Annotated in this window: 18 protein-coding genes; 11 read left to right on the top strand and 7 right to left on the bottom strand. The window is 71.4% G+C overall.

Translation table 11 applies throughout. From position 1 onward, the window contains the following. Positions 1 to 42 precede the first annotated feature (42 nt). The gene (gene treZ, locus ABZ826_RS16745; RefSeq protein WP_361447865.1) at positions 43 to 1,824 is read right to left on the bottom strand and encodes a malto-oligosyltrehalose trehalohydrolase; all 1,782 of its coding nucleotides are present in this window, start codon (positions 1,822 to 1,824) and stop codon (positions 43 to 45) included. Between the two features lie 169 nt (positions 1,825 to 1,993). On the opposite strand from treZ, the gene ABZ826_RS16740 reads away from it, so the two are divergent. Continuing rightward, positions 1,994 to 3,391, top strand: a complete 1,398-nt coding sequence (locus ABZ826_RS16740) for a GH1 family beta-glucosidase (RefSeq protein WP_361447862.1) — start codon at positions 1,994 to 1,996, stop codon at positions 3,389 to 3,391. Here ABZ826_RS16740 and ABZ826_RS16735 read toward each other — a convergent pair. After that, positions 3,380 to 4,609, bottom strand: a complete 1,230-nt coding sequence (locus ABZ826_RS16735) for an MFS transporter (protein WP_361447859.1) — start codon at positions 4,607 to 4,609, stop codon at positions 3,380 to 3,382. The genes ABZ826_RS16740 and ABZ826_RS16735 overlap by 12 nt on opposite strands. 96 nt (positions 4,610 to 4,705) lie before the next feature. Here ABZ826_RS16735 and ABZ826_RS16730 point away from each other — a divergent pair, with 96 nt between their 5' ends. Next, a complete protein-coding gene (locus ABZ826_RS16730; protein WP_361447851.1) occupies positions 4,706 to 5,836 on the top strand; it encodes an alpha-L-fucosidase in 1,131 nt (376 codons plus the stop codon). Between the two features lie 50 nt (positions 5,837 to 5,886). Here the strand turns inward: ABZ826_RS16730 and ABZ826_RS16725 are convergent, their stop codons facing one another. Continuing rightward, positions 5,887 to 6,840 carry a GNAT family N-acetyltransferase gene (locus ABZ826_RS16725; protein ID WP_361447848.1) on the bottom strand — a complete coding sequence of 318 codons (954 nt, stop codon included), beginning with the start codon at positions 6,838 to 6,840 and terminating at the stop codon, positions 5,887 to 5,889. A gap of 180 nt (positions 6,841 to 7,020) precedes the next feature. Here ABZ826_RS16725 and ABZ826_RS16720 point away from each other — a divergent pair, with 180 nt between their 5' ends. Continuing rightward, the gene (locus ABZ826_RS16720; RefSeq protein WP_361447845.1) at positions 7,021 to 7,587 is read left to right on the top strand and encodes a DUF1707 and FHA domain-containing protein; all 567 of its coding nucleotides are present in this window, start codon (positions 7,021 to 7,023) and stop codon (positions 7,585 to 7,587) included. 27 nt (positions 7,588 to 7,614) lie between these two features. On the opposite strand, the gene lpdA is transcribed toward ABZ826_RS16720, so the two are convergent. After that, complete coding sequence (gene lpdA / locus ABZ826_RS16715) at positions 7,615 to 9,018, bottom strand: dihydrolipoyl dehydrogenase (protein ID WP_361448094.1); 1,404 nt, start codon at positions 9,016 to 9,018, stop codon at positions 7,615 to 7,617. Between the two features lie 180 nt (positions 9,019 to 9,198). Between lpdA and ABZ826_RS16710 the strand changes: the two genes are divergently transcribed. Beyond that, entirely contained in the window at positions 9,199 to 10,101 is a 903-nt protein-coding gene (locus ABZ826_RS16710; protein ID WP_361447842.1) for a LysR family transcriptional regulator, read from the top strand. A gap of 125 nt (positions 10,102 to 10,226) precedes the next feature. After that, complete coding sequence (locus ABZ826_RS16705) at positions 10,227 to 11,390, top strand: cytochrome P450 (RefSeq protein WP_361447839.1); 1,164 nt, start codon at positions 10,227 to 10,229, stop codon at positions 11,388 to 11,390. Here ABZ826_RS16705 and treY read toward each other — a convergent pair. Beyond that, a complete protein-coding gene (gene treY, locus ABZ826_RS16700) occupies positions 11,350 to 13,746 on the bottom strand; it encodes a malto-oligosyltrehalose synthase (protein WP_361447836.1) in 2,397 nt (798 codons plus the stop codon). The two genes, ABZ826_RS16705 and treY, sit on opposite strands and share 41 nt — an antisense overlap. Before the next feature lie 211 nt (positions 13,747 to 13,957). Further along, positions 13,958 to 16,123, bottom strand: coding sequence for a glycogen debranching protein GlgX (glgX, locus tag ABZ826_RS16695; RefSeq protein ID WP_361447833.1), 2,166 nt, complete (start codon positions 16,121 to 16,123; stop codon positions 13,958 to 13,960). 357 nt (positions 16,124 to 16,480) lie between these two features. On the opposite strand from glgX, the gene ABZ826_RS16690 reads away from it, so the two are divergent. After that, positions 16,481 to 17,713 carry an SAV2148 family HEPN domain-containing protein gene (locus ABZ826_RS16690; protein WP_361447830.1) on the top strand — a complete coding sequence of 411 codons (1,233 nt, stop codon included), beginning with the start codon at positions 16,481 to 16,483 and terminating at the stop codon, positions 17,711 to 17,713. A gap of 78 nt (positions 17,714 to 17,791) precedes the next feature. After that, positions 17,792 to 18,520: a 3'-5' exonuclease gene (locus ABZ826_RS16685; RefSeq protein WP_361447827.1), complete on the top strand. Its 729-nt coding sequence runs from the start codon at positions 17,792 to 17,794 to the stop codon at positions 18,518 to 18,520. A gap of 87 nt (positions 18,521 to 18,607) precedes the next feature. Here the strand turns inward: ABZ826_RS16685 and ABZ826_RS16680 are convergent, their stop codons facing one another. Beyond that, entirely contained in the window at positions 18,608 to 19,474 is an 867-nt protein-coding gene (locus ABZ826_RS16680) for an aminoglycoside phosphotransferase family protein (RefSeq protein WP_361447824.1), read from the bottom strand. A 125-nt stretch (positions 19,475 to 19,599) separates the two neighbouring features. Here ABZ826_RS16680 and ABZ826_RS16675 point away from each other — a divergent pair, with 125 nt between their 5' ends. The 4 genes from ABZ826_RS16675 to ABZ826_RS16660 all read left to right on the top strand — a co-directional run bounded on the left by ABZ826_RS16675 (position 19,600) and on the right by ABZ826_RS16660 (position 24,329). Continuing rightward, positions 19,600 to 20,550, top strand: coding sequence for a sugar ABC transporter permease (locus ABZ826_RS16675; protein ID WP_361447821.1), 951 nt, complete (start codon positions 19,600 to 19,602; stop codon positions 20,548 to 20,550). Continuing rightward, the gene (locus ABZ826_RS16670; RefSeq protein ID WP_361447818.1) at positions 20,547 to 21,386 is read left to right on the top strand and encodes a carbohydrate ABC transporter permease; all 840 of its coding nucleotides are present in this window, start codon (positions 20,547 to 20,549) and stop codon (positions 21,384 to 21,386) included. The genes ABZ826_RS16675 and ABZ826_RS16670 overlap by 4 nt, the downstream gene beginning before the upstream one ends. Continuing rightward, positions 21,386 to 22,684 carry an extracellular solute-binding protein gene (locus ABZ826_RS16665; RefSeq protein ID WP_361447816.1) on the top strand — a complete coding sequence of 433 codons (1,299 nt, stop codon included), beginning with the start codon at positions 21,386 to 21,388 and terminating at the stop codon, positions 22,682 to 22,684. The genes ABZ826_RS16670 and ABZ826_RS16665 overlap by 1 nt, the downstream gene beginning before the upstream one ends. Before the next feature lie 442 nt (positions 22,685 to 23,126). Continuing rightward, entirely contained in the window at positions 23,127 to 24,329 is a 1,203-nt protein-coding gene (locus tag ABZ826_RS16660) for a S8 family serine peptidase (RefSeq protein ID WP_361447813.1), read from the top strand. Positions 24,330 to 24,429: the final 100 nt, after the last annotated feature.

Here is a 24,429-nt window from a genome sequence, read left to right as displayed (position 1 = left end):
CCGCGGCTCGCGGGCGCGGAAGCGGTGCAGGATGTCGTACGGTCAGTCGTCGGCCAGCACCACGCACGACTCCGGCGGCAGATGCAGCAGTCCGTCGCCGTCCGGCGCCGCCACTGGCTCCCACGCGGCCACCACCCTGCCTCCGGCGCCACGGCGTCGGCCGCTGCCCAGCGCGATCACGGCCGGCTTCTCGTCGAGGTTGACCGCGATCCGCAGATCGCCCCTGCGGTACGCCAGCCAGCGCGCCTGCTCGTCGTGGGCGGTGCGCACCGACGCCAGATCCGGGTCGGAGAGGTCGGGCAGCGTACGGCGCAGGGCGATCAGCTCGCGGTACCAGGCGTGCAGCCGGGCGTGCGGCTCCCGCGCCGGTTCGCTCCAGTCCAGGCAGGAGCGGTTGCGGGTGGCCGGGTCCTGCGGATCCGGGATGTCGTCCACCGCCCAGCCGTGCGCGGCGAACTCGCGCCGCCTGCCGCCCCGGACCGCCTCGGCGAGTGCCGGATCGGTGTGGTCGGTGAAGAACTGCCAGGGAGTACGGGCGCCCCACTCCTCGCCCATGAACAGCATCGGGGTGAACGGCCCGGTCAGCACGAGGGCCGCGGCGCAGGCCAGCAGGCCGGGGGAGAGCGTGGCCGAGAGCCGGTCGCCCAGCGCCCGGTTGCCGATCTGGTCATGGGTCTGGGCATAGCCGACGAAACGGTGGGCCGGGGTGCGGGCGATGTCGACCGGACGGCCGTGGGTACGGCCGCGAAAGCTGGAGTACGTGCCGTTGTGGAAGAACGCGCTCGTCACGGTCTTGGCGACGGCGGCCAGCGGAACGGCGGCGAAGTCCGCGTAGTAGCCCTGCGACTCTCCCGTCAGCGCGGTGTGCAGGGCGTGATGGAAGTCGTCGTTCCACTGGGCGTGCAGTCCGATGCCACCCGATTCGCGCGGTGTGGTCGTCCGCGGGTCGCAGAGGTCGGACTCGGCGATCAGCGACAGCGGGCGGCCGAGTTCGGCCGCCAGCGCGTCGGTCGCCGCGGCCAGTTCCTCCAGGAAGGTCAGTGCCCGGGTGTCGGCCAGGGCGTGGACGGCGTCCAGCCGCAGCCCGTCGAGCCGGTAGTGCCGCAGCCAGGCGAGCGCGCTGCCCAGCAGATACGCCCGCACCTCGTCCGAACCGGGGGCGTCGAGATTGACCGCCGCGCCCCACGGGGTGTGATGGGTCTCGGTGAAGTACGGCCCGAACGCCGGGAGGTGATTGCCGGACGGACCGAGGTGGTTGTGGACCACGTCCAGGAGGACCGCGAGCCCGAGACCGTGCGCCGTGTCGACGAAGCGCTTGAGCCCTTCCGGTCCGCCGTACGGCTCGTGCACGGCCCAGGGCGACACCCCCTCGTACCCCCAGCCGTGCGTGCCGGGAAAGGGGCAGACCGGCATCAGCGACACATGGGTGATGCCCAGTTCGGCGAGGTGGCCGAGGCGGGCCGCCGCGGCGTCGAAGGTGCCCTCGTCGGTGTACGTACCGATGTGCAGCTCGTACAGGACGGCGCCGGGCAGCCCACGGCCCGCCCAGTCGTTGCGCCAGTCGTACGCCGAGTGGTCGACGACGGCGCTCTCGCCGTCCGGCCCGTCCGGCTGGCGGCGCGACCGCGGATCGGGCAGCACGGGCCCGCCGCTCGCGCCGTTCTCGCCCGCGTTCAGGACGAAGCCGTAGCGGTCCCCGTCCGACGCCTCCGCCTCCACCGTCCACCAGCCGTCCCGCAGGGGATCGCGCCCCATCGCCCGCGGCTCACCCCCCAGCCGCAGTCCGACCGAGTCCGCATCCGGTGCCCATACCTCGAACAGCATGCAACGCTCCTCGTCTCATCGCCCCCGTGCCCCATGGTCGGCAGTAGCCGCGACGGCTGACTCACGACACTGGATCGAGCCCGTTACTGGCGATTAAGGTCTGGTTCTGATCATTGCCCCGCCAGGTTCTGCTCAATACGCACTCCCTCTTACGGCTGTGGAGGCCGAGATGAATGTGCCGTCGTCGAATGCGCCGTCGTGGGACGTGCCGTCGTTCCCGCCCGGATTCCTCTGGGGAGCGTCCGCCTCCGCGTTCCAGACCGAAGGGGCGTCCGACACCGACGGCAAGGGCCCCTCGGGCTGGGACGCCTTCGCCGCCCAGCCCGGACGGATCAAGGACGGTACCGACACCACCCGGGGGACCGGCTTCCACCAGCACTACCGCGAGGACGTCGCCCTCCTGGCCGGCCTCGGCGCCGACGCCTTCCGGTTCTCCATCAGCTGGCCGCGGGTGGTGCCCGGCGGCAGCGGACCGGTCAACCCACAGGGGCTGGACTTCTACGACCGGCTCGTCGACGAACTCTGCGCCCACGGCATCACCCCGGCCCCCACCCTCTACCACTGGGACACCCCACTGCCGCTGGAGGAGGCGGGCGGCTGGCTCAACCGGGACACGGCCTACCGCTTCGCCGAGTACGCGGGCATCGTCGCCGAGCGCCTCGCCGACCGCGTACCGATGTGGATCACCCTCAACGAACCTGCCGAAGTGACGCTGCTCGGCTACGCCCTGGGTGAGCACGCGCCGGGCCGCACCCTCCTCTTCGACGCCCTCCCCGCCGCCCATCACCAGCTCCTCGCCCACGGCCTGGCCGTCCGCGCCCTGCGCGGCGCGGGCGCGGACAACATCGGCATCGCCGTCTCGCACACCCCCGTCTGGACCGCCGGGGACACCGACGAGGACCGCTTCGGCGCGCAGCTGTACGACACGATCACCAACTGGCTGTTCGCCGATCCGATCCTCACCGGGCGCTACCCCGACGAGAACTTCGCCGCGCTGATGCCGGGCCCGGTCGAGGACGACCTGTCGACCATCTCCACCCCGCTCGACTGGTACGGGGTCAACTACTACAACCCCACCCTCGTCGGCGCTCCCGACGCGGAGGCCCCGGGCTCCTTCTCCGGCTTCGAGATGCCCGCCGAACTCCCCTTCGGCATCCGCGAGATAGAGGGCTACGAGAAGACTGACTTCGGCTGGCCCGTCGTCCCCGACGGCCTGCGCGAAACCCTCGTCCAGCTCCGCGACCGCTTCGGCGACCGGCTCCCGCCGATCTACATCACCGAGAATGGCTGCGCCGTCGACGAACCCGCCCGGGACACCCGACGCATCGCCTACCTCGAAGGACATCTGAAGGCCCTGCGCACGGCCATCGACGCGGGCATCGACGTCCGCGGCTACTTCACCTGGTCGCTCACCGACAACGTCGAATGGATCGAAGGGGCCGGCAAACGGTTCGGCCTGGTCCACATCGACTACGAGACGCTGCGCCGGACCCCGAAGGACTCGTACGCCTGGTACCGCGATCTGATCCGAGCGCAGAAATCCGGCACCGGCGGATCAGTTAACTGACCTGATGCGCCACACCAGAACCCCGCCCACCACCGTCACCACGGTCGACGCCAGATACAGCCCGGCATAGCCGCCCGCGTACGCCACGACCGGCGCGGCCAGTGCCGGGCCCAGCACCTGCGGCGCGGAGTTGGCGATGTTGATGACCCCCAGGTCCTTCGCCCGGTCGACGGCCGCCGGAAGGACCTGGGTGATCAACGCCTGGTCGACCGCCACGTAGATGCCGTAGCCGAGCCCGAGCACCACCGCGGCCACCATCGCCGCGGGCCAGGTGTGCCGGAACGTCAGCAGCAGCGAACCCGCCGCCATCACCATCGAACAGACGCTGACCATCATCTTGCGCTTGCCCAGCCGGTCCGAGACGACTCCGCCCGCCACCGCCGTCACCACCACACCGCCGGTGTAGAGCAGCGTCAGGTACAGGACGCCCATGTCCGGATCCGGATAACGCACCGCGTCCTTGAGGAAATACAGCAGATAGAGCGTGCCGATCGCATTCCCCAACTGCACCAGGAAACGGGTCAGCCACGCCCACCCGAAATCGGGATGCAGCCGCGGACTCACCCAGAAGTCCCTCGGCCGGACCGCCGGCCCTCGCACCCTGCCCGGCACGACCGGGTCGCGTGTCAGCAGGACGAACGGCAGCGCGCACAGCACCACGAGCCCCGCCAGCACCAGATAGCCCGGACCGGTTCCGGTCACCGCCACCGACACCAGCAGCACCCCGAAGACCAGCCCCAGTGTCTGCGGTATCCCGATGAACCCCGACACCGCCGCCCGCTGCCGCACCGGCACCTGGTCGGGAACCACCGCGTTGGTGCCGGCCAGCATCGCGTTCAGCCCCAGTTGCGCCAGACACCAGCCGAGCGCCACCCCGACCACCGTGGTCTGCGCCGCCGTCACCACCAGACCCACCGCGCCGACCAGCGCACCGCCGAGGATCCACGGGTGCCTGCGGCCGAACCGTCCGGCCGTACGGTCCGACAGCGCCCCGGCGACCGGGTTGGCGATCACCGCGACCAGCGCCCCCGCCCCGGTCGCCCAGCCCAGCGCGACCTCCTTGCCGGACGAGGACAGGGCATCGATCTGCTGCGCGAGCAGCACCTGGATCGGGGTGAGGAAAGCCATGTACAGGCCCAGGTTGGCCAGCACCAGACCACCGATCCAGCCACCTCCGACGCGTTGCCGCGGTTCCGTACGGGGATCGTCCAGGATCATCGGGCGCTCGCCATCAGCTCGTAAGGGTCCGGCACCGTGCCCCCGGAGGTGCCCGGATCTTACGAACGGCCCCCTGTGTGATCAATACTTCGCGCCATGGTTGCTTCATGGTGGTCCCGGGCCCGACTGGGGATCTTTGTGCACTGGACGCCCGCCTCCGTTCCGGGCTGGGCCCCGCCTTACGTTCCGGCGGACGAACTGCCCCTGGCGGGCCGCCGCTCGCCGCTCGGCTGGACGTCGTACGCCGAGTGGTACGAGAACGCGCTGCGCTTCCCCGGCAGCCCTGTCTTCGCCCATCACCGCGCGACGTACGGCACCCGCCCGTACACCGCCTTCGGGGGCGACTTCAACGACGCCCTGGACAACTGGGACCCCGCCGCCTGGGCCCGCGGCTTCCGCGCCGCGGGCGCCCGCTACGCCGTCCTCGTCACCAAGCACCACGACGGGTTCTGCCTGTGGCCCTCCGAGGTGGAGAACCCGCACCGCGCCGGCTGGCACACCACGCGCGACGTGGTCGGTGAATTCGCCGAAGCCGTACGGGCCGAGGGGCTCCGCTTCGGTGTGTACTACTCCGGCGGACTGGACTGGACCTTCGACGACCGTCCCATAGGCACCGGCGCGGACACCGTGTCCGCGGTCCCGCGCGGCAGCTACCCCGCGTACGCGAACGCCCAGCTGCGCGAGCTGATCCGCCGCTACCGCCCCGACATCCTCTGGAACGACATCGCCTGGCCCGCCTCCCGCACCGAGGTGCAACGGCTCGTCGCGTACTACCGCTTCACCGTCCCGCACGGAGTCGTCAACGACCGGCTGTTCCCCTATGCCCCGATGTGGCGCGCGCTGCAACTGCCCGGCGCCAAGGCCCTGTACGACCGCTGGGAACGCCGCACCATCGCCCAGGGAGAGGGCTTCGTCCCGCGCAAACCCCCCTACTACGACTTCCGCACCCCGGAATTCGCCCGCTACACCGGACCCGACCCGTACGAAATCACCCGTGGCATCGACCACAGCTTCGGCTACAACCGCAACTCCCCGCCGGAGGCGTATCTCGGCCGGGACGCGCTGGACTCGCTGGTGCGGGGGACAGCGGCGGCGGGCGGCAACCTGCTGCTCAACGTGGGGCCGCGCGGCGAGGACGCGACGATCCCCGCCGAGCAGCAGCTCCGCCTGGACTGGCTGGCGGAACTCACCCCGCAACCCGCACCGGACGGACACGTTCACGGCTGACGCGATGGCCGGCCCGCGCGAACGCGGCCACCATCGGGCAGCGGCCGGATTCAGTCCCAGACCATGTCGAAGGCGCGCTCGAAGTTCACATACCCGAGACGTTCGAAGGACTTCGCCATCGGGACGTTGCCGAGATCGGTGGCGGCCCGGATCCGTTCCACACCCTCCTGCGCGGCCAGCACGCGGGTGCCCTCGGCGAGGAGGTCGTCGATGTAGCCCCGGCCGCGCCGGTCGGGCAGCACGCCGATGTAGGCGATGACCGGGTTGTAGCTGTTGCGTGCCGGGATCACGAACCCGACCGGCTCACCACCGGGAAGTTCCCCGACGCGCCACCACTCCCGCGGTGTCGTGTACCCCGCCAGCTCCTCGTCGTAGTGCTTCTCGGCCGCCTCGCGGGCGCTGAGCCCGCAGGCCAGATCCGCCCGGCCGTGGGCGTCGAGGGTGCCCTCCATCACCGGGGTCATCAGCGCGAGCAGATCGTCCCGTCCCTCGACCGGGCGGAACCGCAGCCGCCCGCTGTCCGCGGGGACCGGCGTACCGGCGCGCCACTCCAGGCGCAGCCGCTCGACCAGCATCCGCGCGCCGGAGCGCTCCATCACCCGGATCCGGGCCTCCACGACGTCGCGGGCGGCCGGGTCCTCACGCCAGTCGGGCGGCACGAACCGTCCGTACTCGGGCCGCGCGGCACCGACGGGCACGACCGCAGCCGTCGCCTCCTCCAGCAGCCGCAGCCCCGCCTCGCCGCGCTCGGGCTCGGACAGGGTGTCGTCGAGGTCGAAGAAGTCCAGCAGCAGGGGTACCGCGCCGTCCCGGCTCCACCACGCGATCCGCGCCACCAGGCGCTCGCCGCGCAACGCCACCCACATCCACTCGGGACGGCGACGCCCGCTCTCCAGGTCCTCGGCGAGCTCGTCGTCGAGGACGTACGACAACCGGCGGAAGAGCCCCAGCTCCTGCGGGCCGCGGAGCGGACGGACGGTCAGTTCCGGTGCTGCGGGGGACATGCGGTCTCCTCGAAGTGCGCGACAGGCGTCCCGCCTGTGCCGGGCCGCCGGCGGGAGACAGTAGCAACGTCTTTTCCACATCGCCCCGGAATCGCGGGCCAGGTGCTCCGCGCAGGTCGGGAGCGCGGAAAGCCGGCCCGTTCTGGACACTCCGGGGCGGTCGCCCCGACAATTGGTGCCGTGACGTCCTCCTTCGAGTCCCACACGTATCCCGTGCGGCTGTCCGACGCCCAGCGCGACCGTGTTCTCGGCGTACTCAGAGACGGCGCGGCCCAGGGCATGCTGTCCCACGACACCTTCATGCGACGCATGGAACTGGCGCTCATCGCCCGGCACCCGGAGGAGCTGGAGGCGCTCACCGCCGACCTGGAGAGCAAGGGCCGCTGGTCGCGGCGGATACTCCGGGTCGTGAGCGGGGTGTCCGGCTTCCCCGGCCGGGTGCGCCGGGTCTGGCAGACCGAACGGCTCCCGAAGCTCCTGCTCCCCGCTCCCAGCCCGCACCCCCTGCGGATAGGCCGCGATCCGGGCAACGGGCTGCGGCTCAACCATGAGACGGTCTCCCGGCTCCACGCCGAACTCACCGCGCAGGGCGGACACTGGCTGCTGCGCGACCTCGGTTCGACCAACGGCACCTGTGTCAACGGACAGCGGGTCATCGGTACGGTCCCGGTCCGCGAGGGGGACCAGGTGAGCTTCGGCCGGATGAGCTTCCAGCTCTCCGCACCCGTCCTCGGCCCCCCTTCCTGAACCCGCCGGGCCCCGGCGGCCGCCGGATCAGGACTGCTGGTGCAGACCACGTCCGGCGAGGGTCAGGAACGCTTCGCCGACCGCCTCGGAGAGCGTCGGATGCGCGTGGACGTGCCGGGCCACATCGGCCGGTTCGGCGTCCCACCCGACGATCAGCTGGCTCTCGGCGATCATCTCGGAGACGTGCGGACCGACGAGATGCACCCCGAGCACCCGGCCACCCCGCTCGGAGACGACCTTCACCATGCCGCCCTGTCCGTGCACCATGCCCTTGGCCACGGCCGTCAGCGGCATGGTGTTGACCACGACATCGTGTCCGGTGTCACGGGCCTGCGCCTCGGTCAGACCCACCGCGGCGGTCTGTGGGGACGAGTAGGTGACCCGCGGGACGGCCGCGTAGTCCACCGCCGGCGAGCCGAGACCGGCCAGGGTCTCGGCGACCGCCAGGCCCTCGGCGAAGGAGGCGTGGGCCAGGCCCGGGGACGGCGGCGGCAGCAGATCGCCCACCACGTGGATGCCCGGCACGGACGTTTCGAGACGGGACCAGTCGGCGGGCGCCACATGGCCGCGGTCGTCGGTGGCCAGACCGGCCGCCGCGAGCCCGAGGCCGTCGGTCGCCGGGGCCCGCCCCACCGCGACGAGCAGCCGCTCGGCCCGTGCTGTGCAGGTCTCCCCGCGCGCGGTGCGCACGGTCGCCCGTACCCCGTCGTCCAGTACGACCACGTCCGACAGCCGGGCCCCTGTCAGCACATCGATGCCGCGCTTCTTCAGACCGCGGGTCAGATGACGCGACACATCGACGTCCTCCAGCGGCACGAGCCGGCCGGCGGCCTCGACCAGGGTGACGTCCGCGCCCATCGACCGGTGGAACGAGGCGTACTCGACCCCGATCGCCCCGCCGCCCAGCACCAGGACGGACCGTGGCAGCTCCGGCGCGAACAGCGCGTCGTCACTGGTGACCACGCGCCGCCCGTCGGCGCTCAGGCCCGGCAGCATGCGCGGCCGCGACCCGGTCGCCAGGACGATGCCGCGGCGTGCGACGACCTCCCCGCGCCCCGTGATGCGGGCGGTGCGAGGCCCGGTCAACTCGGCGCTCCCGTGCACCACTTCGACCGCCGCGTGCGCGAGCCGGCCCACCACGCCCCGGTGGTTGCGCGCCACGATGTCGTCCCGGGTGGCGACCAGCGCCGACCAGTCGACGGCCTCCAGGGTCGCCTTCACACCCCACCGCTCCCGCGCCTCCGCGACGCCGTCCACGAGTTCGGCGGCGTGCAGCATCGCCTTGCTGGGGATGCAGCCTCGGTGCAGACAGGTGCCGCCCACCTTGTCGCGTTCCGCGAGCACCACCTCCAGACCGAGGGCCGCCGCCCGCAGTGCCGTGGAGTATCCGCCCGTGCCACCGCCGATCACCAGCACATCGGTCTGGTTCATGTGCGCGTCCTCGTTCCCTGCCGTCGTCCCGGTCATGGCCCCAGCCTTCGCTCCGTCCTAGCCATGAGTCCAAGGCAATGTTTCTGTGGATCCCATGCACAGAATTCATGGACTGCTTCATGGGTACGGTCCACGAGTACGGTCCACGAGTTCTTGGGTACGGTCGACGAGGAGAGCGCGATGAGCCTGCGGCAGATGGAGTACTTCGTCACGGTCGTCGAGGAGTCGTCGTTCACCCGGGCCGCCGAGCTCCTCCACGTCACCCAGCCCGCGCTGTCCCACCAGATCAAGGCCCTGGAGAAGAACGTCGGCGGCGCCCTGCTCGAACGGCTGCCGCGCGGCGTGCGCCTGACCCCGATGGGCCGCGCCTTCCTGCCGCACGCGGAACGGTCCGTGCGCAGCGCCGCCCAGGCCAGGCGCGCGGCCCGTGCCGCGGCGGGCGCGGAGGGCGGCGAACTGCACCTCGCGACGGTGCACGCGGTGGCCGTCGGCATCCTCCCGGAGGTCTTCGCCCAGTGGCGCCGTGCGCATCCCGGGGTCGGGCTCGTCCTCCACGAGTACGCCACCACGGAGTCCCTGGAGGAACAGATCGAACGCGGCGCCGCCGACCTGGCCGTCGGCCCGGCGCCGGCCGACTGGACCGGACCCGTCGTCCCGGTCGGCGCGGAGGACATCGTCCTGGTGGTCCCGTTCGACGACCCGCTCGCCGGACGCGCCTCGGTCCGCCTCCAGGAACTGGCCGACCGGTCCTGGGTGCGCTGCGCGATGGAACCCGTGGTCCAGGGACAGGCGTTCCTCGACCGGGCCTGCGGGGAGGCCGGCTTCACCCCCCGTACGGCGGTCCGCACCGAACACACGTCGACGGCGGTACGGATGGCCGCCGCCGGGGTCGGAGTCGCCACGGCGCCCGCGCACATGGTCCGCGGAGCGGTCGGCGAGGACTGCGCGGCCCTCACCGTCGACCCGCCGTGGCGTCGCCGGCTGGCGGTCTTCTCCCGCGTCGAGCTCACCGGGGCCGCCGCCGCGTTCACGGAGCTGCTCGGGGCCTCCCGGCCGTTCGGCCGCCGGGCGCCCGCGGACTGAGGTCCGGCCGTCCGGGTACCGCGCCGTCACCCGGACGGCCGTACGCCGACTGCGTGACGCCTGGGTCAGTGATCCCCTTGTGAGAACCGCGCCGTACACCGGCGCCCTGACGCCCGGGGGTACGGATGCAGGACGACGCGCCCGAAGGCATACCGGCACCCGGCCGCCGGACCGGCCGGACGGCGCGCGGACCCCGCCCCGGCACCGGTCCCAGCCTGCTCGCCCCCGGAGCCGCGCACGACCCGTACCGGCTCTACCGTGTCCTGCGCGAGGAATACCCGCTCAGCTACGACGCGCCCCTGGGCGCCTGGCTGGTCAGCCGGTACGCGGATGTGGCCATGGCCCTCGGCGACCCCCGGTTCACCGGATTCCCGCACGACGGTGCGCCGCGCGGCGGCCCCGCACCCCTCGGGCTCTGCCACGGCAACCACCTGTGCACGCCGCACGGACAGCGCGGGACCACGACCGGACCGGTACCACGTCACATCGCAGACCCCGGAACGGTGCAACGTGACATGGCGGGCCCGGGAGCGGTGCAACGTGACATAGCAGCTCCAGGATCGGTGCCACGTCACATGGCAGACATGGCAGACATGGCAGACGCCGGACCGGTACCACGTCACATGGCGGCGCGGATCGAGCGCACCGCCTACGTACTGGCGCGGCGCATCGCGGGCCGTCGGCAGGCCGACCTCGTCGAGGAGTTCTGCCGCTGGCTGCCCGCCGGATCCACCGTCGGAGCACCCTCCCGCACGTACGTCACCCGGCTGCCCCGCACCGGAACAGGGAGCACCGCCACCCCTTGCGTCCGGCACACCGGACTCCGCGAGACGGCGCTCGCCTCCTTCCTGGCCAACCTCCTGGACGCCCCCGATCTCCTGGCCGCCCTGCGCATCGAACCGGCTCTGGCCGACCGGGCCTGGACCGAGTCGCTGCGCCGCGACCCGCCCGTGCAGATCGTGCTGCGCCGCACCGTCACCGAGGTCACCCTCAGCGGCGGCACGCTGCCCGCCGGGGCCGCCGTCGCCTGTCTGATCGGCTCGGCGGGCCGCGATCCGGAGCGGTTCTCCGCCCCCGACCTCTACGACCCCTTCCGCCATGACCAGGGAAGTTCCCTCACCGGACCTGCCGACTGCCCGGCCGTCGTGCTCGGCCGGCTGGAGGCGCGGCAGGGCCTGCGCGCCCTGCTCGACGCGATGCCCCGGCTCCGCTGGGCGGAGGGGTTCCGCCCAGCCGGCACCGGCCTGCTCACGCGCGGTCCGCGGGCCCTTCTCGTCCGGCCCGGCTGAGCAGCGCCACCGGACGTTCGGCGAAGAGCTCGGCCGCCGCGACCGTGACCCCGGTGAACTTCCGGCCGGGTGCCAGCAGATCGGTCCACGGCCCGACGTCCGGCAGCGTCAGCTCCGTCCCGCGCCAGCCGCCCGACTCCGCCAGCCGCAAGGAGAGCCTGGTCACCGCGGTGACCACGTCGCCCGAGCGACAGAAGGCCAGACAGTGCGCGGCCGCCGGTCCACGGGCATTCAGCGGGGCGTACGCACCTGACTCGCCGAACACCTCGGGCCGTTCGCGCCGCAGCCGCAGCGCCGCCGCGGTGAGGTCGCCCTTCTCACCGAGGGACCATTTCTCGGAGGGGTGGTCGAACGGCCGCCGGTTGTCCGGGTCGACCAGCGCCACGTACTCCCGCTCCGTGCCCTGATACAGGTCCGGCACCCCCGGCATCGTCAGCTGGACCAGCGCCGCGCCGAGCACATTGGCCCGGACGTGCGGATCGAGCGCGCCCGCGAACCGCTCCAGCGCCTCGCGCGCCGGACCGGAGTCGGCGGCCGGTCCCGCCGCGACGAAGTCCGTCACCGCCCGCTCGTACACCGGATCAGGCTCCGTCCAGTTGGTGAAGAGTCCCGCCTCGCGGACCGCCTTGAGCAGGCTGGGCTCCAGCCGGCCCGCGATCTTTCGGGCCGGCACCGTCGCGCATCCGAAGGCGGTCTGCCAGGCCTGCCAGGCGAACTGCGCGTCGGGCGCGGTCGCAGGAGTCAGCCGCCCCAGCTCCACCAGCAGCTCGGCCCACTGCTCCGGACACTGGGTCAGCACCGCGATCCGGGCCCGTACGTCGGCGCTCCGTTTGGTGTCATGGGTGGTCAGAGCCGTGCCCGTGGCCGACAGGACGCGCGCCTGCCGGGCACAGAACGCGTGGAACTCCTCCGGCGTCACCGCCGGCCGCCCGGGGTCGCCGCCCACCTCGTTCGCCGAGATCAGCGGTACGTACCGGTAGAACGCCATGTCCTCGACGGACTTGGCGCGCAACGCGGACGCGGTCTGGGCGAACCGGGCGCAGAACGCTGCCTGATCGGCCCCCTCGCCCAGCCGCCCCAGCGCCAGCTCCCGTACGACGTCGACGGCCGACGCCTCCTCCGCAACGGAGAACACCGCCTTGGCGTCCCGCACGGCCGAATCCGGGAGCGCCGCCTCGGCCGTCTCGGTGCGGGAGCCCCCAGCCGTCGCGTACGGGCGGTAGACGGGCACCCGTACGAGCAGTTCGCGCACGGCGGTGTGCAGCGTCCACGGGGCGTGGTCGCGCAGGGCGGGATCCTCGGCGCAGACGCGCACGGCGAGCCGGGTCAGCAGCGCGGTCTCGGCGGCCAGCTCGTGCGTCACCACCCGGTACGCGGCCCGGCGGACCGTCGCCGCCCAGTCACCGCCGCGTCCCTCGGCGGGGCGCGCGTACGCGCGGTAGTGGCCGACCAGCTCCGCGGCGCCCATCGGGTCGACGAAGACCCCGTCGACACGGTGCAGCGCGTCGTAGCCGGTGGTCCCCGCGACCGTCCAGTCCGCGGGCAGCGGTTCGGCGCCGGCGAGGATCTTCTCCACCACCGTCCACCGGCCGCCGGTCGCCGCCGAGAGTCGCTCCAGATAGGCCGCGGGCTCGGCGAGCCCGTCGGGGTGGTCGATGCGCAGCCCGTCGACGACCCCGTCCCGCACCAGTTCGAGGATCTTGTCGTGGGTGGCGGCGAAGACCTCCGGGTCCTCCACCCGCACTCCGATGAGGTCGGAGATGGTGAAGAACCGCCGGTAGTTCAGCTCGGTACGGGCCAGCCGCCACCAGCCGAGCCGGTAGTGCTGGGCATCCAGCAGCTCGGGCAACGGCAGGCGGGCGGTACCGGCCCGGAGCGGGAACTCCTGCTCGCCGTGGCGCAGCACCTCGCCGTCGACCCGGAGCCCGTCGAGCTCGTCGCCGATCCGCCCGGCGAGCACCGGCAGCAGCACCTTGCCGCCCCCCGCCGCCCAGTCGATGTCGAACCAGTGGGCGTACGGGGACCCGGGACCCTCGCGCAACACCTCCCACAGGGCGCGGTTGTGGCGCGGGACAGCAGCCATGTGGTTCGGCACGATGTCCACCACCAGCCCGAGACCGTGCGCGCGCGCCGTACGGGCCAGCTCCCGCAGCCCCTCCTCACCGCCGAGTTCGGCGCGTACCCGGCTGTGGTCGACGACGTCGTATCCGTGTCTGGAGCCGGGCACGGCTTCGAGCACGGGGGAGAGATGCAGATGGGAGACGCCGAGCGCGGCGAGATACGGCACGGCGTGAGCGGCGGCCGAGAACGGGAAGTCCGGCTGGAGCTGGAGCCGGTAGGTGGCGGTGGGCGTCATGCGCCGTTACGTACCCAGCACGCGGCCTTCTGTGTCACGGAACGCCGCAAAGGGCTCGACCGGCGGTGTGGCCGATCACCGGACGGACCGTCGGTCCCGGAGCCGGCACCCGCGAGTGCCGCCGGGCCGATCACCTGACGGGCCTTCGGTCCCGGTGCAGTCACCCGCGGGCCGCCGGGCTCCGGCCGACCGCGGGCCGTCGTCCCCGGCCCTACGCGGGGCGCTGCAACACCGCCATGCTCCGCCCGACCAGCGTCACCCGTTCGCCCGCCGACACCTTCGGCCCCGAGCGGGGAAGCACCCCGGCCGGGCGTGCCGTGTCGACCACCACCGTCCACTGCCGGCCGTGATTCACCGGAACGGAGAACTCCAGCGTGTCGGCGCTCGCGTTGAACATCAGCAGGAACGAGTCGTCGGAGATCCGCTCGCCGCGCGGCCCCGGCTCCGAGATCGCGTGACCGTTGAGAAAGACCGTCAGCGCCTTGGCGTGCGCGGCCTGCCAGTCCCGCTGCGTCATCTCGCCGCCCTCGGGCGTGAACCACGCGATGTCCGAGAGCTCGTCGTGGGTGCCCTCGACCGGACGCCCGTGGAAGAACCGGCGGCGCCGGAAGACCGGATGGTCGCGGCGGAGCCAGACCATCGCCCGGGTGAACTCCAGCAGGCTGCTGCCGAGACCGTCCCCCTCGTCCGGAGCGTCCTCGTCCGCGTCGCTCCCCGTGGCTTCGGCCGGCGCGGGCCAGTGCACCCACGACAACTCGCTGTCCTGGCAGTACGCGTTGTTGTTGCCCCGCTGCGTACGCGCGAACTCGTCGCCGTGGCTCAGCATCGGTACGCCCTGCGACACCATCAGCGTGGCGATGAAGTTCCGCATCTGCCGCATCCGCAGCTCCAGCACCTCCGGCTGGTCCGTCTCGCCCTCCGCGCCGCAGTTCCAGGACCGGTTGTGGCTCTCGCCGTCCCGGTTGCCCTCGCCGTTCGCCTCGTTGTGCTTCTCGTTGTACGAGACCAGGTCGTGCAGCGTGAATCCGTCGTGGCAGGTGGTGAAGTTGATCGAGGCGAGCGGCCGCCGACCGTCGTCCTGGTACAGGTCCGACGAGCCCGTCAGCCGTCCGGCGAACTCGGCGAGGGTCCTCGGCTCGCCCCGCCACAGGTCCCGCACGGTGTCCCGGTACTTGCCGTTCCACTCGGTCCACAGCGGCGGGAAGTTCCCCACCTGGTAGCCGCCCTCGCCCACGTCCCACGGCTCGGCGATCAGCTTCACCTGGCTGACCACCGGGTCCTGCTGCACCAGGTCGAAGAACGACGACAGCCGGTCCACCTCGTGGAACTGCCGGGCCAGAGTGGCCGCCAGGTCGAAGCGGAAGCCGTCCACGTGCATCTCCGTGACCCAGTACCGCAGGGAGTCCATGATCAGCTGAAGTACGTGCGGCGACCGCATCAGCAGGGAGTTCCCGGTCCCAGTGGTGTCCAAGTAGTACCGCTGGTCGTCTGCGAGCCGGTAGTACGAGGCGTTGTCCAGGCCCCGGAAGGAGAGTGTCGGACCCAGGTGGTTGCCCTCCGCGGTGTGGTTGTAGACCACGTCGAGGATCACCTCGATGCCGGCCTGGTGCAGCGCCCTCACGGCCTGCTTGAACTCCAGCACCTGCTCGCCGCGGTCGCCCCAGGAGGCGTACGCGTTGTGCGGGGCGAAGAATCCGATGGTGTTGTAACCCCAGTAATTGGCCAGCCCCGCGTCCGCCAGCCGGTGGTCCTGGACGAACTGGTGCACCGGCATCAGCTCGATCGCCGTGACCCCCAGTTCCGTCAGATGGGCGATCACCTCGGGATGGGCCAGTCCCGCGTAGGTGCCGCGCAGTTCCTTCGGCAGCCCCGGATGGAGCATCGTCAGACCCTTCACGTGGGCCTCGTAGATCACCGTGCGGTGGTAGTCGGTACGGGGGCGCCGGTCGTCGCCCCAGTCGAAGTACGGGTTGACCACGACCGAGGTCATGGTGTGCGGTGCCGAGTCGAGATCGTTGCGGGCGTCGGGCCGGCCGAAGGGATAGCCGTACACCGCCTCGCCCCACCGGATCTGCCCGGCGACCGCCCTGGCATAGGGGTCGAGCAGCAGTTTCGCCGAGTTGCAGCGAGCGCCGCGCTCCGGTTCGTACGGTCCGTGGACCCTGAATCCGTACCGCTGACCGGGCATCACCCCGGGAAGATAGGCATGGCGGACGAAGGCATCGGTCTCCCTGAGCTCCACCGCCGTCTCGGAACCGTCGTCGTGCAGCAGGCACAACTCGATTCGGCCGGCGGCCTCCGAGAAGACCGCGAAGTTGGTCCCGGCGCCGTCGTACGTGGCGCCGAGCGGATACGCCTGTCCCGGCCAGACCTGCATAGGTTCGACTCTTCCACTTCTGATCCGGGTGCTTGGGGCTTGCGGGCTGCTTGAGCCAGATCTTCCCCGAAAGAGGTGCGGCTACCTAGGACGTCGCGCGGTCCGGTCAACATCGGGCCTCTCCGTGTCGCCCGAAACCGGAATCAGAGGCGCCGAATCGACCCCAGGTCCCGCACAGGGCCCCGGACGAGGTGCTCAATCACTATGAATCCGCTCACTACGGCAAATCTCGCCTCCAGGAACATGCGTATGTCCCAGGGGAGTTGAGGAAGCAGCCTGTGCATCCGGCTGCACCGGATCCCGCTCGCGGAGTACCCTTCCTTGATCGTTGGTGGGGGAGTGGAAGGCGGTGCGCGGTTGAGCTCGGGAGGGTTCGAGCTGCCCCCAGGTGACCCAGGTCACGAGGGGGACTCCACCGATGCTCCGCCCGGGGCGGTGTCACTTGCGCGGCCCATGGAGATCGGTGCGGAGCTGGACTGGGGAGCGGACGCCTGGAAAGAGGTACGCACGCGCGCCCAGCGGGCCGGGCGGGCCTACATCTGGCTGAATCTCGTGGAGCAGCGGCTGCGCGCCGTGGTCGCCGCGGTGCTCCGGCCCATCTACGAGCCCGTCCACGGCGAGGACTGGGTGGTGGCCGCCGCCGGACCCGCCGGGCAGGAGTGGGTGCAGCGCGCCGTCGCCGTGCGCGAGGTCTCCCGCCGCAAGGGTTATCTGCTGGACCCGGCCGACGACAACGTTCTCAGCTTCCTCACGCTGCCGCAGCTGCGCGAGCTGATGGTCCAGCACTGGCCGTGCTTCGAGCCGTACTTCGACGACCGGCGCGAGGTCGAGCTGGCGCTCGACGAACTGGAGGTCGCCCGCAATGTGGTCTCCCGCAACCGCGCCCTGAACGAGGCGGTTCTCGCCCAGGCCGAGCGCGCCTCCGCCCGGCTCCTGGAGATCCTGGGCAACGGCGCCGCGGTCCCGTCGTCCGACCGGCTGCCGGTCGACGCCGTCGAAGAGCTGGTCGGCGACCGGTACGCGGACGTGGTCTCCGTCCACTCCGACCGGGTGCGGCTCCAGCGCCAGCTGCCCGCCGAGGACCTCTTCGGCGGTTCGCGCCGTCTCGACGCGATCGGCATAGGACTCAACCTGCTCGTGCAGAACTTCTCCGGCCGCAGACTGATCCGGCTGGCCGAGTCGGGCTGCCGGGTCCGGCTGCTCTTCATCAATCCGGCGAGCAGCGCGGTCAAGCGCCGGGAACGGGAACTGGGTCTCAAGAAGGGCGAGCTGAGCCGGTCGGTGGAGATGAACATCCTCCACATGCGCCGGGTCCGCTCCAAGCTCCGTGACCCGGGTGCCTTCGAGATCCATGTCTTCGACGAGACGCCACGCTTCACGGCCTATCTGGTCGACGGCGACGGGACGGACGCGGTCGGGGTCGTCCAGCCGTATCTGCGGCGCGCACGCGGCATGGAGGCGCCCGTGCTGGTGCTGCGGGGCGGCGGGCGTGCGGTGGTCCGGGCGGGGCAGGACAACGAGCACGGGCTGTTCGAGACGTACCGCGAGGAATTCGAGTCCGTGTGGACGGACTCCCGGCCCGTCTCCTGAGGGGCTGTCGCTCCGTTGTCAGTGGTGCGTGCGAGGGTGGTCGTCACCTGGGGGAGAGCACCACGAAGGAGGTACGGAATGAGCTGGCACCGGGAGGCGCTGGTCGGCTTCGACCTGGAGACGACGGGCACGGAACCGCTGGAGGCCCGGATCGTGACAGCCGCGGTCGTCGGCGTCCGCGGCAGGGACGGGGAGCCGGTGCGGCAGCGCACCTGGCTGGCGGATCCGGGCATCCGGATTCCGGCACAGGCCTCGGCGATCCACGGCATCAGCAGCGAGCGGGCGGCGGCGGAGGGCCGGCCGGTGCGCGAGGTGGCCGACGAGATCGCCGAGACACTCACCGGCTACTGGCGCCAGGGGGTGCCGGTCGTCGCGTACAACGCGGCCTTCGACCTGACGCTGCTGACGGCGGAGCTCCGGCGGCACGGGCTGCCGTCGCTGAGCGACCGGCTCGACGGGGCGGGGATCGGACCCGTCATCGACCCGTACACCATCGACCGGGCCGTCGACCGCTATCGCAAGGGCAAGCGCACCCTCGAAGCGGTCTGCGTCGAGTACGGCGTGGTGCACGGCGGCGCCCATGACGCGGGGGCGGATGCGCTGGCCGCGGTCCGGGTGGCGTACGCGATAGCCGAACGGCACGCCTCGGTGGCCGGGCTGACCACCGCCGAGCTGCATGAACGCCAGGTGGAGTGGTACGCGCAATGGGCGGCCGACTTCCAGCAGTTCCTGCGTCGCAAGGGCACGGCGGACGCGGTGGTCGACGGTCACTGGCCCCTGCGGGAGCCGGCCCGGGTGACGGGCTGAGGTTCTGGGCGCGTCCGGCCCGGGGCCTGTTCTGAGCCCGTCCGGTGGCCGGGGGCGCGGCGGCCGTCGGACGGTCCGGTCACAGCGTCAGAACGGATACCACCGCACCGCGGTGTCGCCGTCGCGCAGCGACGCCACCCGGCGGCGGAACTCCGCGAGGGCCTTCGGGTTGGTCGGCGCGTGCTGGGACACCCACGCGCAGCTGGCCGTCTCGCGTGCCCCGCGCAGCACCGCGCAGCCGTCCCATGCGCGGACGTCCCAGCCGTAAGCGGCGGTGAAGGCGTCGTAGGCCTCGGCCGCCAGCCCGTACCGGTCCCGGGACAGGGCGAGCACCACCAGATCGTGCTCGCGCAGATCCGTGGAGAAGGTCTCCAGATCGACCAGCACCGGCCCGTCCGGGCCGACGTGGACATTCCGGGGGAGCGCGTCGCCGTGGATCGGGCCGGGCGGCAGATGGGGGACCAGCGCGGCCGCGGCCGCGGCGAAGCCGTCGCGGCGCTCACGCAGATAGTCGGCGTCGGCCGGGTCGATCGCATCGCCCGCGAGCCGCAGCCAGCGCTCGACCCCGCCCAGCAGCTCACGGCGCGGCAGGGTGAAGCCTTCCGGGGCGGGCAGCGCGTGGACCAGGGTGAGCAGGTGCGCCAGATCCCGCGGCTCGGCCGGGCGCACGGCGTCGGGCAGCCGGTGCCAGAGGGTCACCGGGTGGCCCTCCACCAGCCGTGCCCCGGGCTCCGCGGCCCGTACGGCGGGAACCCCGGAGGCGGCCAGCCACCGCGCGACAGCCACCTCGCGCTCGGCCCGGTCCCGAAGTTCCGGGTTCCGTACGGCGTCCCGGCCGACCTTGACCACCAGGTCGTCCACGGCGAACACCGCGTTCTCACCCAGTGCGAGCAGCTCCGCTCCGCCGGACAGCCCGGCAGCGGCCAGCACCTCGCGCGCACGCATCTCGTTCATGTCTCCGATTTTCGCATCCGCGCAGGCCCGCTTGACGAACCGACGGACCGTCAGCACGATGACGAGGGCCACCTGAGCGGCCAGAACGGTATAAAACCGATCGAATGACGCAAGGGGGCGAATCCATGACATTGGCGACTGCAACTGTACGAACCGGGAGCCGCGGCCCGACCGGTGGCCCGCACGGCAAGCGGATCCGGACGACCGGCCGGAGCGCGGGCACCTGGTTCCTGGTGCTGCCCGCGCTGATCCCGATCCTGATCCTCAGCGTCGGCCCGCTCCTCTACGGCATCGCGCTGGCCTTCACCGATGCCCAGTCCGGCCGCACCCGCTCCACCCAGTGGGTGGGCGGGCTGAACTTCCAGGACCTGCTGCACGACGCCCTCTTCTGGGACTCGTTCCGCATCGGCCTGCTGTGGGCGCTCGGCGTCACCGTCCCGCAGTTCGTACTGTCACTCGGCCTCGCCCTGCTGCTCAACCAGAATCTGCGGCTGCGCTGGCTGGCGCGGGCGCTGGCGATCATTCCGTGGGCGATGCCGGAGGTGGTCGTCGGCATCATGTGGCGGCTCGTCTACCACCCGGACGCGGGCGTTCTCAACGAGACCTTCCGCGATCTCGGCCTCGGCGACGGCCGGGACTGGCTCACCGGACTCGCCACCGCCCTGCCCGCCGTGATCGTGGTGGGTGTCTGGGCCGGCATGCCGCAGACCACCGTCGCCCTGCTGGCCGGACTGCAGAACACCCCGCACGAACTCCACGAGGCGGCCGCACTGGACGGAGCGGGCGCCTGGCGCCGCTTTCGTACCGTCACCTGGCCCGCGCTCAGACCGGTCGCGCTCTCCATCACCGCGCTCAATTTCATCTGGAACTTCAATGCCTTCGCCCTGGTCTACGTGCTGACCAGCGGCGGACCCGGTGGCCGGACCCGGCTGCCGATGCTCTTCGCGTACGAAGAGGCCTTCCGCTACGGACAGTTCGGCTACGCCGCCGCGATGGGCTGTGTGATGGTCGCGGTGATCTCCGTGATCCTCGCGGCGTTTCTCGTCGGCCGACTCGGAGGAGGCGAGGACCGGTGAGTGTACGTGCCGGCGGATCCGCGCGGGCCGGACACTACGTCGCGCTGCTCGGCTATCTCGTCTTTCTGGCGTTCCCGTTCCTGTGGCTGATCTCCACCGCCTTCAAACCGGCGCGGGAACTGGGCTCCCTGCATCCGACCTGGATTCCCGAACACCCGACGCTGGACAACTTCCGCAAGGCGTTCGACGAACAGCCACTGCTCCAGGCCGGCGTCAACTCACTGATCGCCGCGCTCTGCGCCGCCCTCATCGCGGTCGTCATCGCCACGCCCATGGCCTACGTGACGGCGCGCCGTCGCTCCAGGCTCTCGACGGCCACCACCGGCTGGGTCGTGATCAGCCAGGCGTTCCCGTTCGTGCTGCTGATCACCCCGCTCTTCCTGATCCTGAAGCATCTCCATCTGATCAACTCCCTGTGGGGTCTGGTCATGGTGTACGTCGTCTGGGCGCTGCCCTTCGCGCTGTGGATGCTGACCGGCTACCTACGGGCCGTGCCCGCAGAGCTCGAAGAGGCCGCCGCCGTCGACGGTGCGGGCCGGCTGCGGACACTTGTCTCGGTCACCGCCCCGCTGCTGGCCCCCGGCATCGTCGCCACCGCGCTCTTCGCGTTCATCACCGCGTGGAACGAGTTCTTCTTCGCACTCGTCCTGCTCAAGACACCGGAGAAACAGACCTTGCCGGTTGTGCTGACCCACTTCATCGGCGCGGAGGGAGCGGCCGATCTCGGGCCGCTCGCCGCAGCCGCGTTCCTCGCGACCCTGCCCTCGCTGGTCGTCTTCGCGATCATCCAGCGGCGGATCACGGGCTCCCTGCTGGCCGGGGCGGTGAAGAGCTGATGCGTGCTCCCGTACGGACGGCGGCCGCCGCCGTCGCCACCGCGCTGGCCCTGCTGCTCACGGGCTGTGCGGGGACGGGCGACGGTACGGACGGCAGTGGACGGACCGAGCTCAGCTTCCAGTCGCTGGCCTGGCAGAAGGAGTCCGTCGATGCCAACAAGCAACTGGTGAGGGAGTGGAACGAAACCCACCCCGACATCCATGTCACCTATGTCCAGGGCAGCTGGGACACCGTGCACGACCAGCTGCTCACCTCCTTCGAAGGCGACGAGGCGCCGGACGTCATCCATGACGCCTCCGACGACCTCGCCGACTTCGCCTATGGCGGCCACCTCGCCGATCTGCGCACGCTCCTCCCGGACCGGCTGACCGCCGACATCCCGCAGCAGAGCTGGCAGACCACCACCTTCGGCGACGGCGTCTACGGTGTGCCGTTCCTCCAGGAGCCCCGCGTCCTGATCGCCAACAGCCGGATACTCAAGGAGTCGGGCGTCCGTATCCCGACCCCCGACAGCCCCTGGAGCTGGACCGAGTTCCGTCAGGTCACCAAGGAGCTGACGGGCAACGGGAGGTACGGCGTCGCCTGGCCGCTGAAGGAGCCGGTCTCGGTCACCCTCAACCTCGGGCTCTCCGCCGGCGGCCGGCTCTTCCACCGCGGAGCCGACGGCAAGGTCACCATCCGTTCGGACAAGGGCGACCAGGTCGTCCCCGACACCATTCGCGACCAGGTCGAAACCGATCGAAGCGCCGCCCGCACCGCGCTCGGCATGGGCGGCTCCGACACGCTCCCCGGATTCTTCGGCGGCAAGTACGCGATGGTTCCGCTCGGCTTCTCGTACCGTCAACAGGTCGTCGAGCAGGCTCCCGAGGGCTTCGAGTGGACGGTCCTGCCGGCCCCCGCGGGCAGCAAGGGCATTGCGCAGGGGGTGAGCCCGCAGACCCTCTCCGTCTCGCAGGCCAGCCCGCACAAGAAGGAGGCCGCGCGGTTCATCGACTTCCTGCTGTGGCCGCGGAACATGGTGCGACTGGCCAAGGGGGACTGGATGCTCCCGACCGGCACCGATGCCCTCGCGGACCCGGCCCTGCACACCGGCAAGGACGGCTGGGCGACCGGTGTCGCGGTCGCGAGGAGGCTCCGCCCGGCCCCCGCGCAGTCGGTCCGCGGTTACCCGGAATGGAAGGACAAGGTCGCCACGCCGGCCCTCCAGGAGTACTACAGCGGGGCGATCGGTACCGAGGAGCTGAGGAAGCGTCTGGTGGACGACGGAAACCGGGTGCTGGCCCGCTATCAGCGCTGACGCGTCAGGTGCGGCCAAGGCCCCTCGTTCGGATCACGCCGGGCTCGCGTGATCCGAACGAAAGGCCGTAGCGGCCGAGACGTCCTGACGGTGAGGCATGACCGATCCTCCCGATATCTGCCGGCGGACGCGCGGGGGCGGAATCAGGTCGACTCCTCGTCCCTCCGGGTCCGCCGACGGGGTCCGCCTTCCCTCTTGCGAAGAGCGCCGGTCGTCGTTGCGGGAGCGGCGGGCCCCGCCCGCGCGGCGAAGGCCGCGGAGGCGGTGTCCGACTTGAACACGGCTGGCCGGTTTCTTATTACGAAACCTTGTTGTGTAAGTCACAGCCGGATGAAGGACTTGATCTGAGCGCGTCAATGAGTGAGGGTTTCGAGCCAGCCCCCGGAGATCTTCCGGCCGGGGGTCAATCCCCCCACAAAGAATGACGAGGAGACCCCTCTTCATGGCAATTCACAAGCGCGCACGTCGGATCAAGCTGACCGCCGCCATAACCGCGGTGGCCGCGGCGGCCGGAGTCACCCTGCTGGGCAGCCCCGTAGCCGGAGCCGCACCCGCTCCCGCGATGGGCACCGTCTACGGCGCGGACGCGGCGACCGCCGTCTCGGGCAGCTACATCGTGATGCTGGACCACAAGGCCGACAAGGCGAAGCTCGCCGAGCAGTACGGCGGCAAGCTCAAGCGGAACTACAGCTCCGCCATCAACGGCTTCTCCGCCAGCGGTCTGTCGTTGACCGAGGCCAAGCGCCTGGCGGCCGACCCGGCCGTCTCCAAGGTGGTCCAGAACAAGAAGTTCCACATCGACGCTACCCAGGACAACCCGCCGTCCTGGGGGCTGGACCGGATCGACCAGACCGAGACGGCCGGCGACCACGCGTACACCTACCCGGACAGCGCGGGCGAGGGCGTCACCGCGTACGTCATCGACACCGGTGTCCGCACCACGCACAACGAGTTCGAGGGCCGAGCCGACTCCGGCTACGACGCGGTGGACGACGACGACAGCGCCGATGACGGCAACGGCCACGGCACCCATGTGGCAGGCACCATCGCCGGTGCGACGTACGGCGTCGCCAAGAAGGCGAAGATCGTCGCCGTGCGGGTCCTCGACGACTCCGGCTCGGGCACCACCGAGCAGGTCGTCGCGGGCATCGACTGGGTCACCGCCCACCACGAGGGCCCCTCCGTCGCCAACATGAGCCTCGGCGGCGGCGCGGACGAGGCGCTCGACTCGGCGGTCCAGAAGGCCATCGCCTCCGGAGTCACCTTCGCGGTGGCCGCCGGAAACGACTCCTCCGACGCGAGCGAGACCTCCCCGGCCCGCGTCCCGGAGGCCATCACCGTCGCCTCGTCCACGGTGGACGACGAGCAGTCCTCGTTCTCCAACTACGGCTCGATCGTGGACATCTACGCTCCGGGATCGGACATCACCTCGTCCTGGAACGACAGCGACGACGGCTCCAACACCATCTCCGGTACGTCCATGGCGACTCCGCACGTCGTCGGTGCCGCCGCCGTCTACCTCTCCGGACACCCGGACGCCACCCCGGCGGAGGTCGCCACGGCGCTGACCGACGGAGCCACCCCCGACGCGATCTCCAACGCGACCGCGGGTACGCCGAACAAGCTGCTGAAGATCGTCGAGTAACCGACCCCCGCGGTCGCGACCGGGCGGCGGACGCCCGGCGCGACGGAATCGGCGGCCGCCGCGCCCTCCCCCACGGGGCGCGGCGGCCGCACGGCGTGGA

The organism is Streptomyces sp. NPDC047515, assembly GCF_040643055.1.
In the GTDB taxonomy this organism is placed as follows: Bacteria; Actinomycetota; Actinomycetes; order Streptomycetales; family Streptomycetaceae; genus Streptomyces.
The sequence above is the reverse complement of the archived record's forward strand: the minus strand, read 5'-3'. Positions and strand labels throughout refer to the sequence as shown.

Bases quoted from the DNA above. Each gene is read 5' to 3' on its own strand.
- ABZ826_RS16665 (WP_361447816.1), top strand. From the start codon at position 21,386: ATGCGTGCTCCCGTACGGACGGCGGCCGCCGCCGTCGCCACCGCGCTG.
- ABZ826_RS16705 (WP_361447839.1), top strand. From the start codon at position 10,227: ATGCAGGACGACGCGCCCGAAGGCATACCGGCACCCGGCCGCCGGACC.
- treY (WP_361447836.1), bottom strand. From the start codon at position 13,746: ATGACGCCCACCGCCACCTACCGGCTCCAGCTCCAGCCGGACTTCCCG.
- glgX (WP_361447833.1), bottom strand. From the start codon at position 16,123: ATGCAGGTCTGGCCGGGACAGGCGTATCCGCTCGGCGCCACGTACGAC.
- lpdA (WP_361448094.1), bottom strand. From the start codon at position 9,018: ATGAACCAGACCGATGTGCTGGTGATCGGCGGTGGCACGGGCGGATAC.
- ABZ826_RS16680 (WP_361447824.1), bottom strand. From the start codon at position 19,474: ATGAACGAGATGCGTGCGCGCGAGGTGCTGGCCGCTGCCGGGCTGTCC.
- ABZ826_RS16660 (WP_361447813.1), top strand. From the start codon at position 23,127: ATGGCAATTCACAAGCGCGCACGTCGGATCAAGCTGACCGCCGCCATA.
- ABZ826_RS16675 (WP_361447821.1), top strand. From the start codon at position 19,600: ATGACATTGGCGACTGCAACTGTACGAACCGGGAGCCGCGGCCCGACC.
- ABZ826_RS16710 (WP_361447842.1), top strand. From the start codon at position 9,199: ATGAGCCTGCGGCAGATGGAGTACTTCGTCACGGTCGTCGAGGAGTCG.
- ABZ826_RS16740 (WP_361447862.1), top strand. From the start codon at position 1,994: ATGAATGTGCCGTCGTCGAATGCGCCGTCGTGGGACGTGCCGTCGTTC.
- ABZ826_RS16725 (WP_361447848.1), bottom strand. From the start codon at position 6,840: ATGTCCCCCGCAGCACCGGAACTGACCGTCCGTCCGCTCCGCGGCCCG.
- ABZ826_RS16735 (WP_361447859.1), bottom strand. From the start codon at position 4,609: ATGATCCTGGACGATCCCCGTACGGAACCGCGGCAACGCGTCGGAGGT.
- treZ (WP_361447865.1), bottom strand. From the start codon at position 1,824: ATGCTGTTCGAGGTATGGGCACCGGATGCGGACTCGGTCGGACTGCGG.
- ABZ826_RS16685 (WP_361447827.1), top strand. From the start codon at position 17,792: ATGAGCTGGCACCGGGAGGCGCTGGTCGGCTTCGACCTGGAGACGACG.
- ABZ826_RS16730 (WP_361447851.1), top strand. From the start codon at position 4,706: ATGGTTGCTTCATGGTGGTCCCGGGCCCGACTGGGGATCTTTGTGCAC.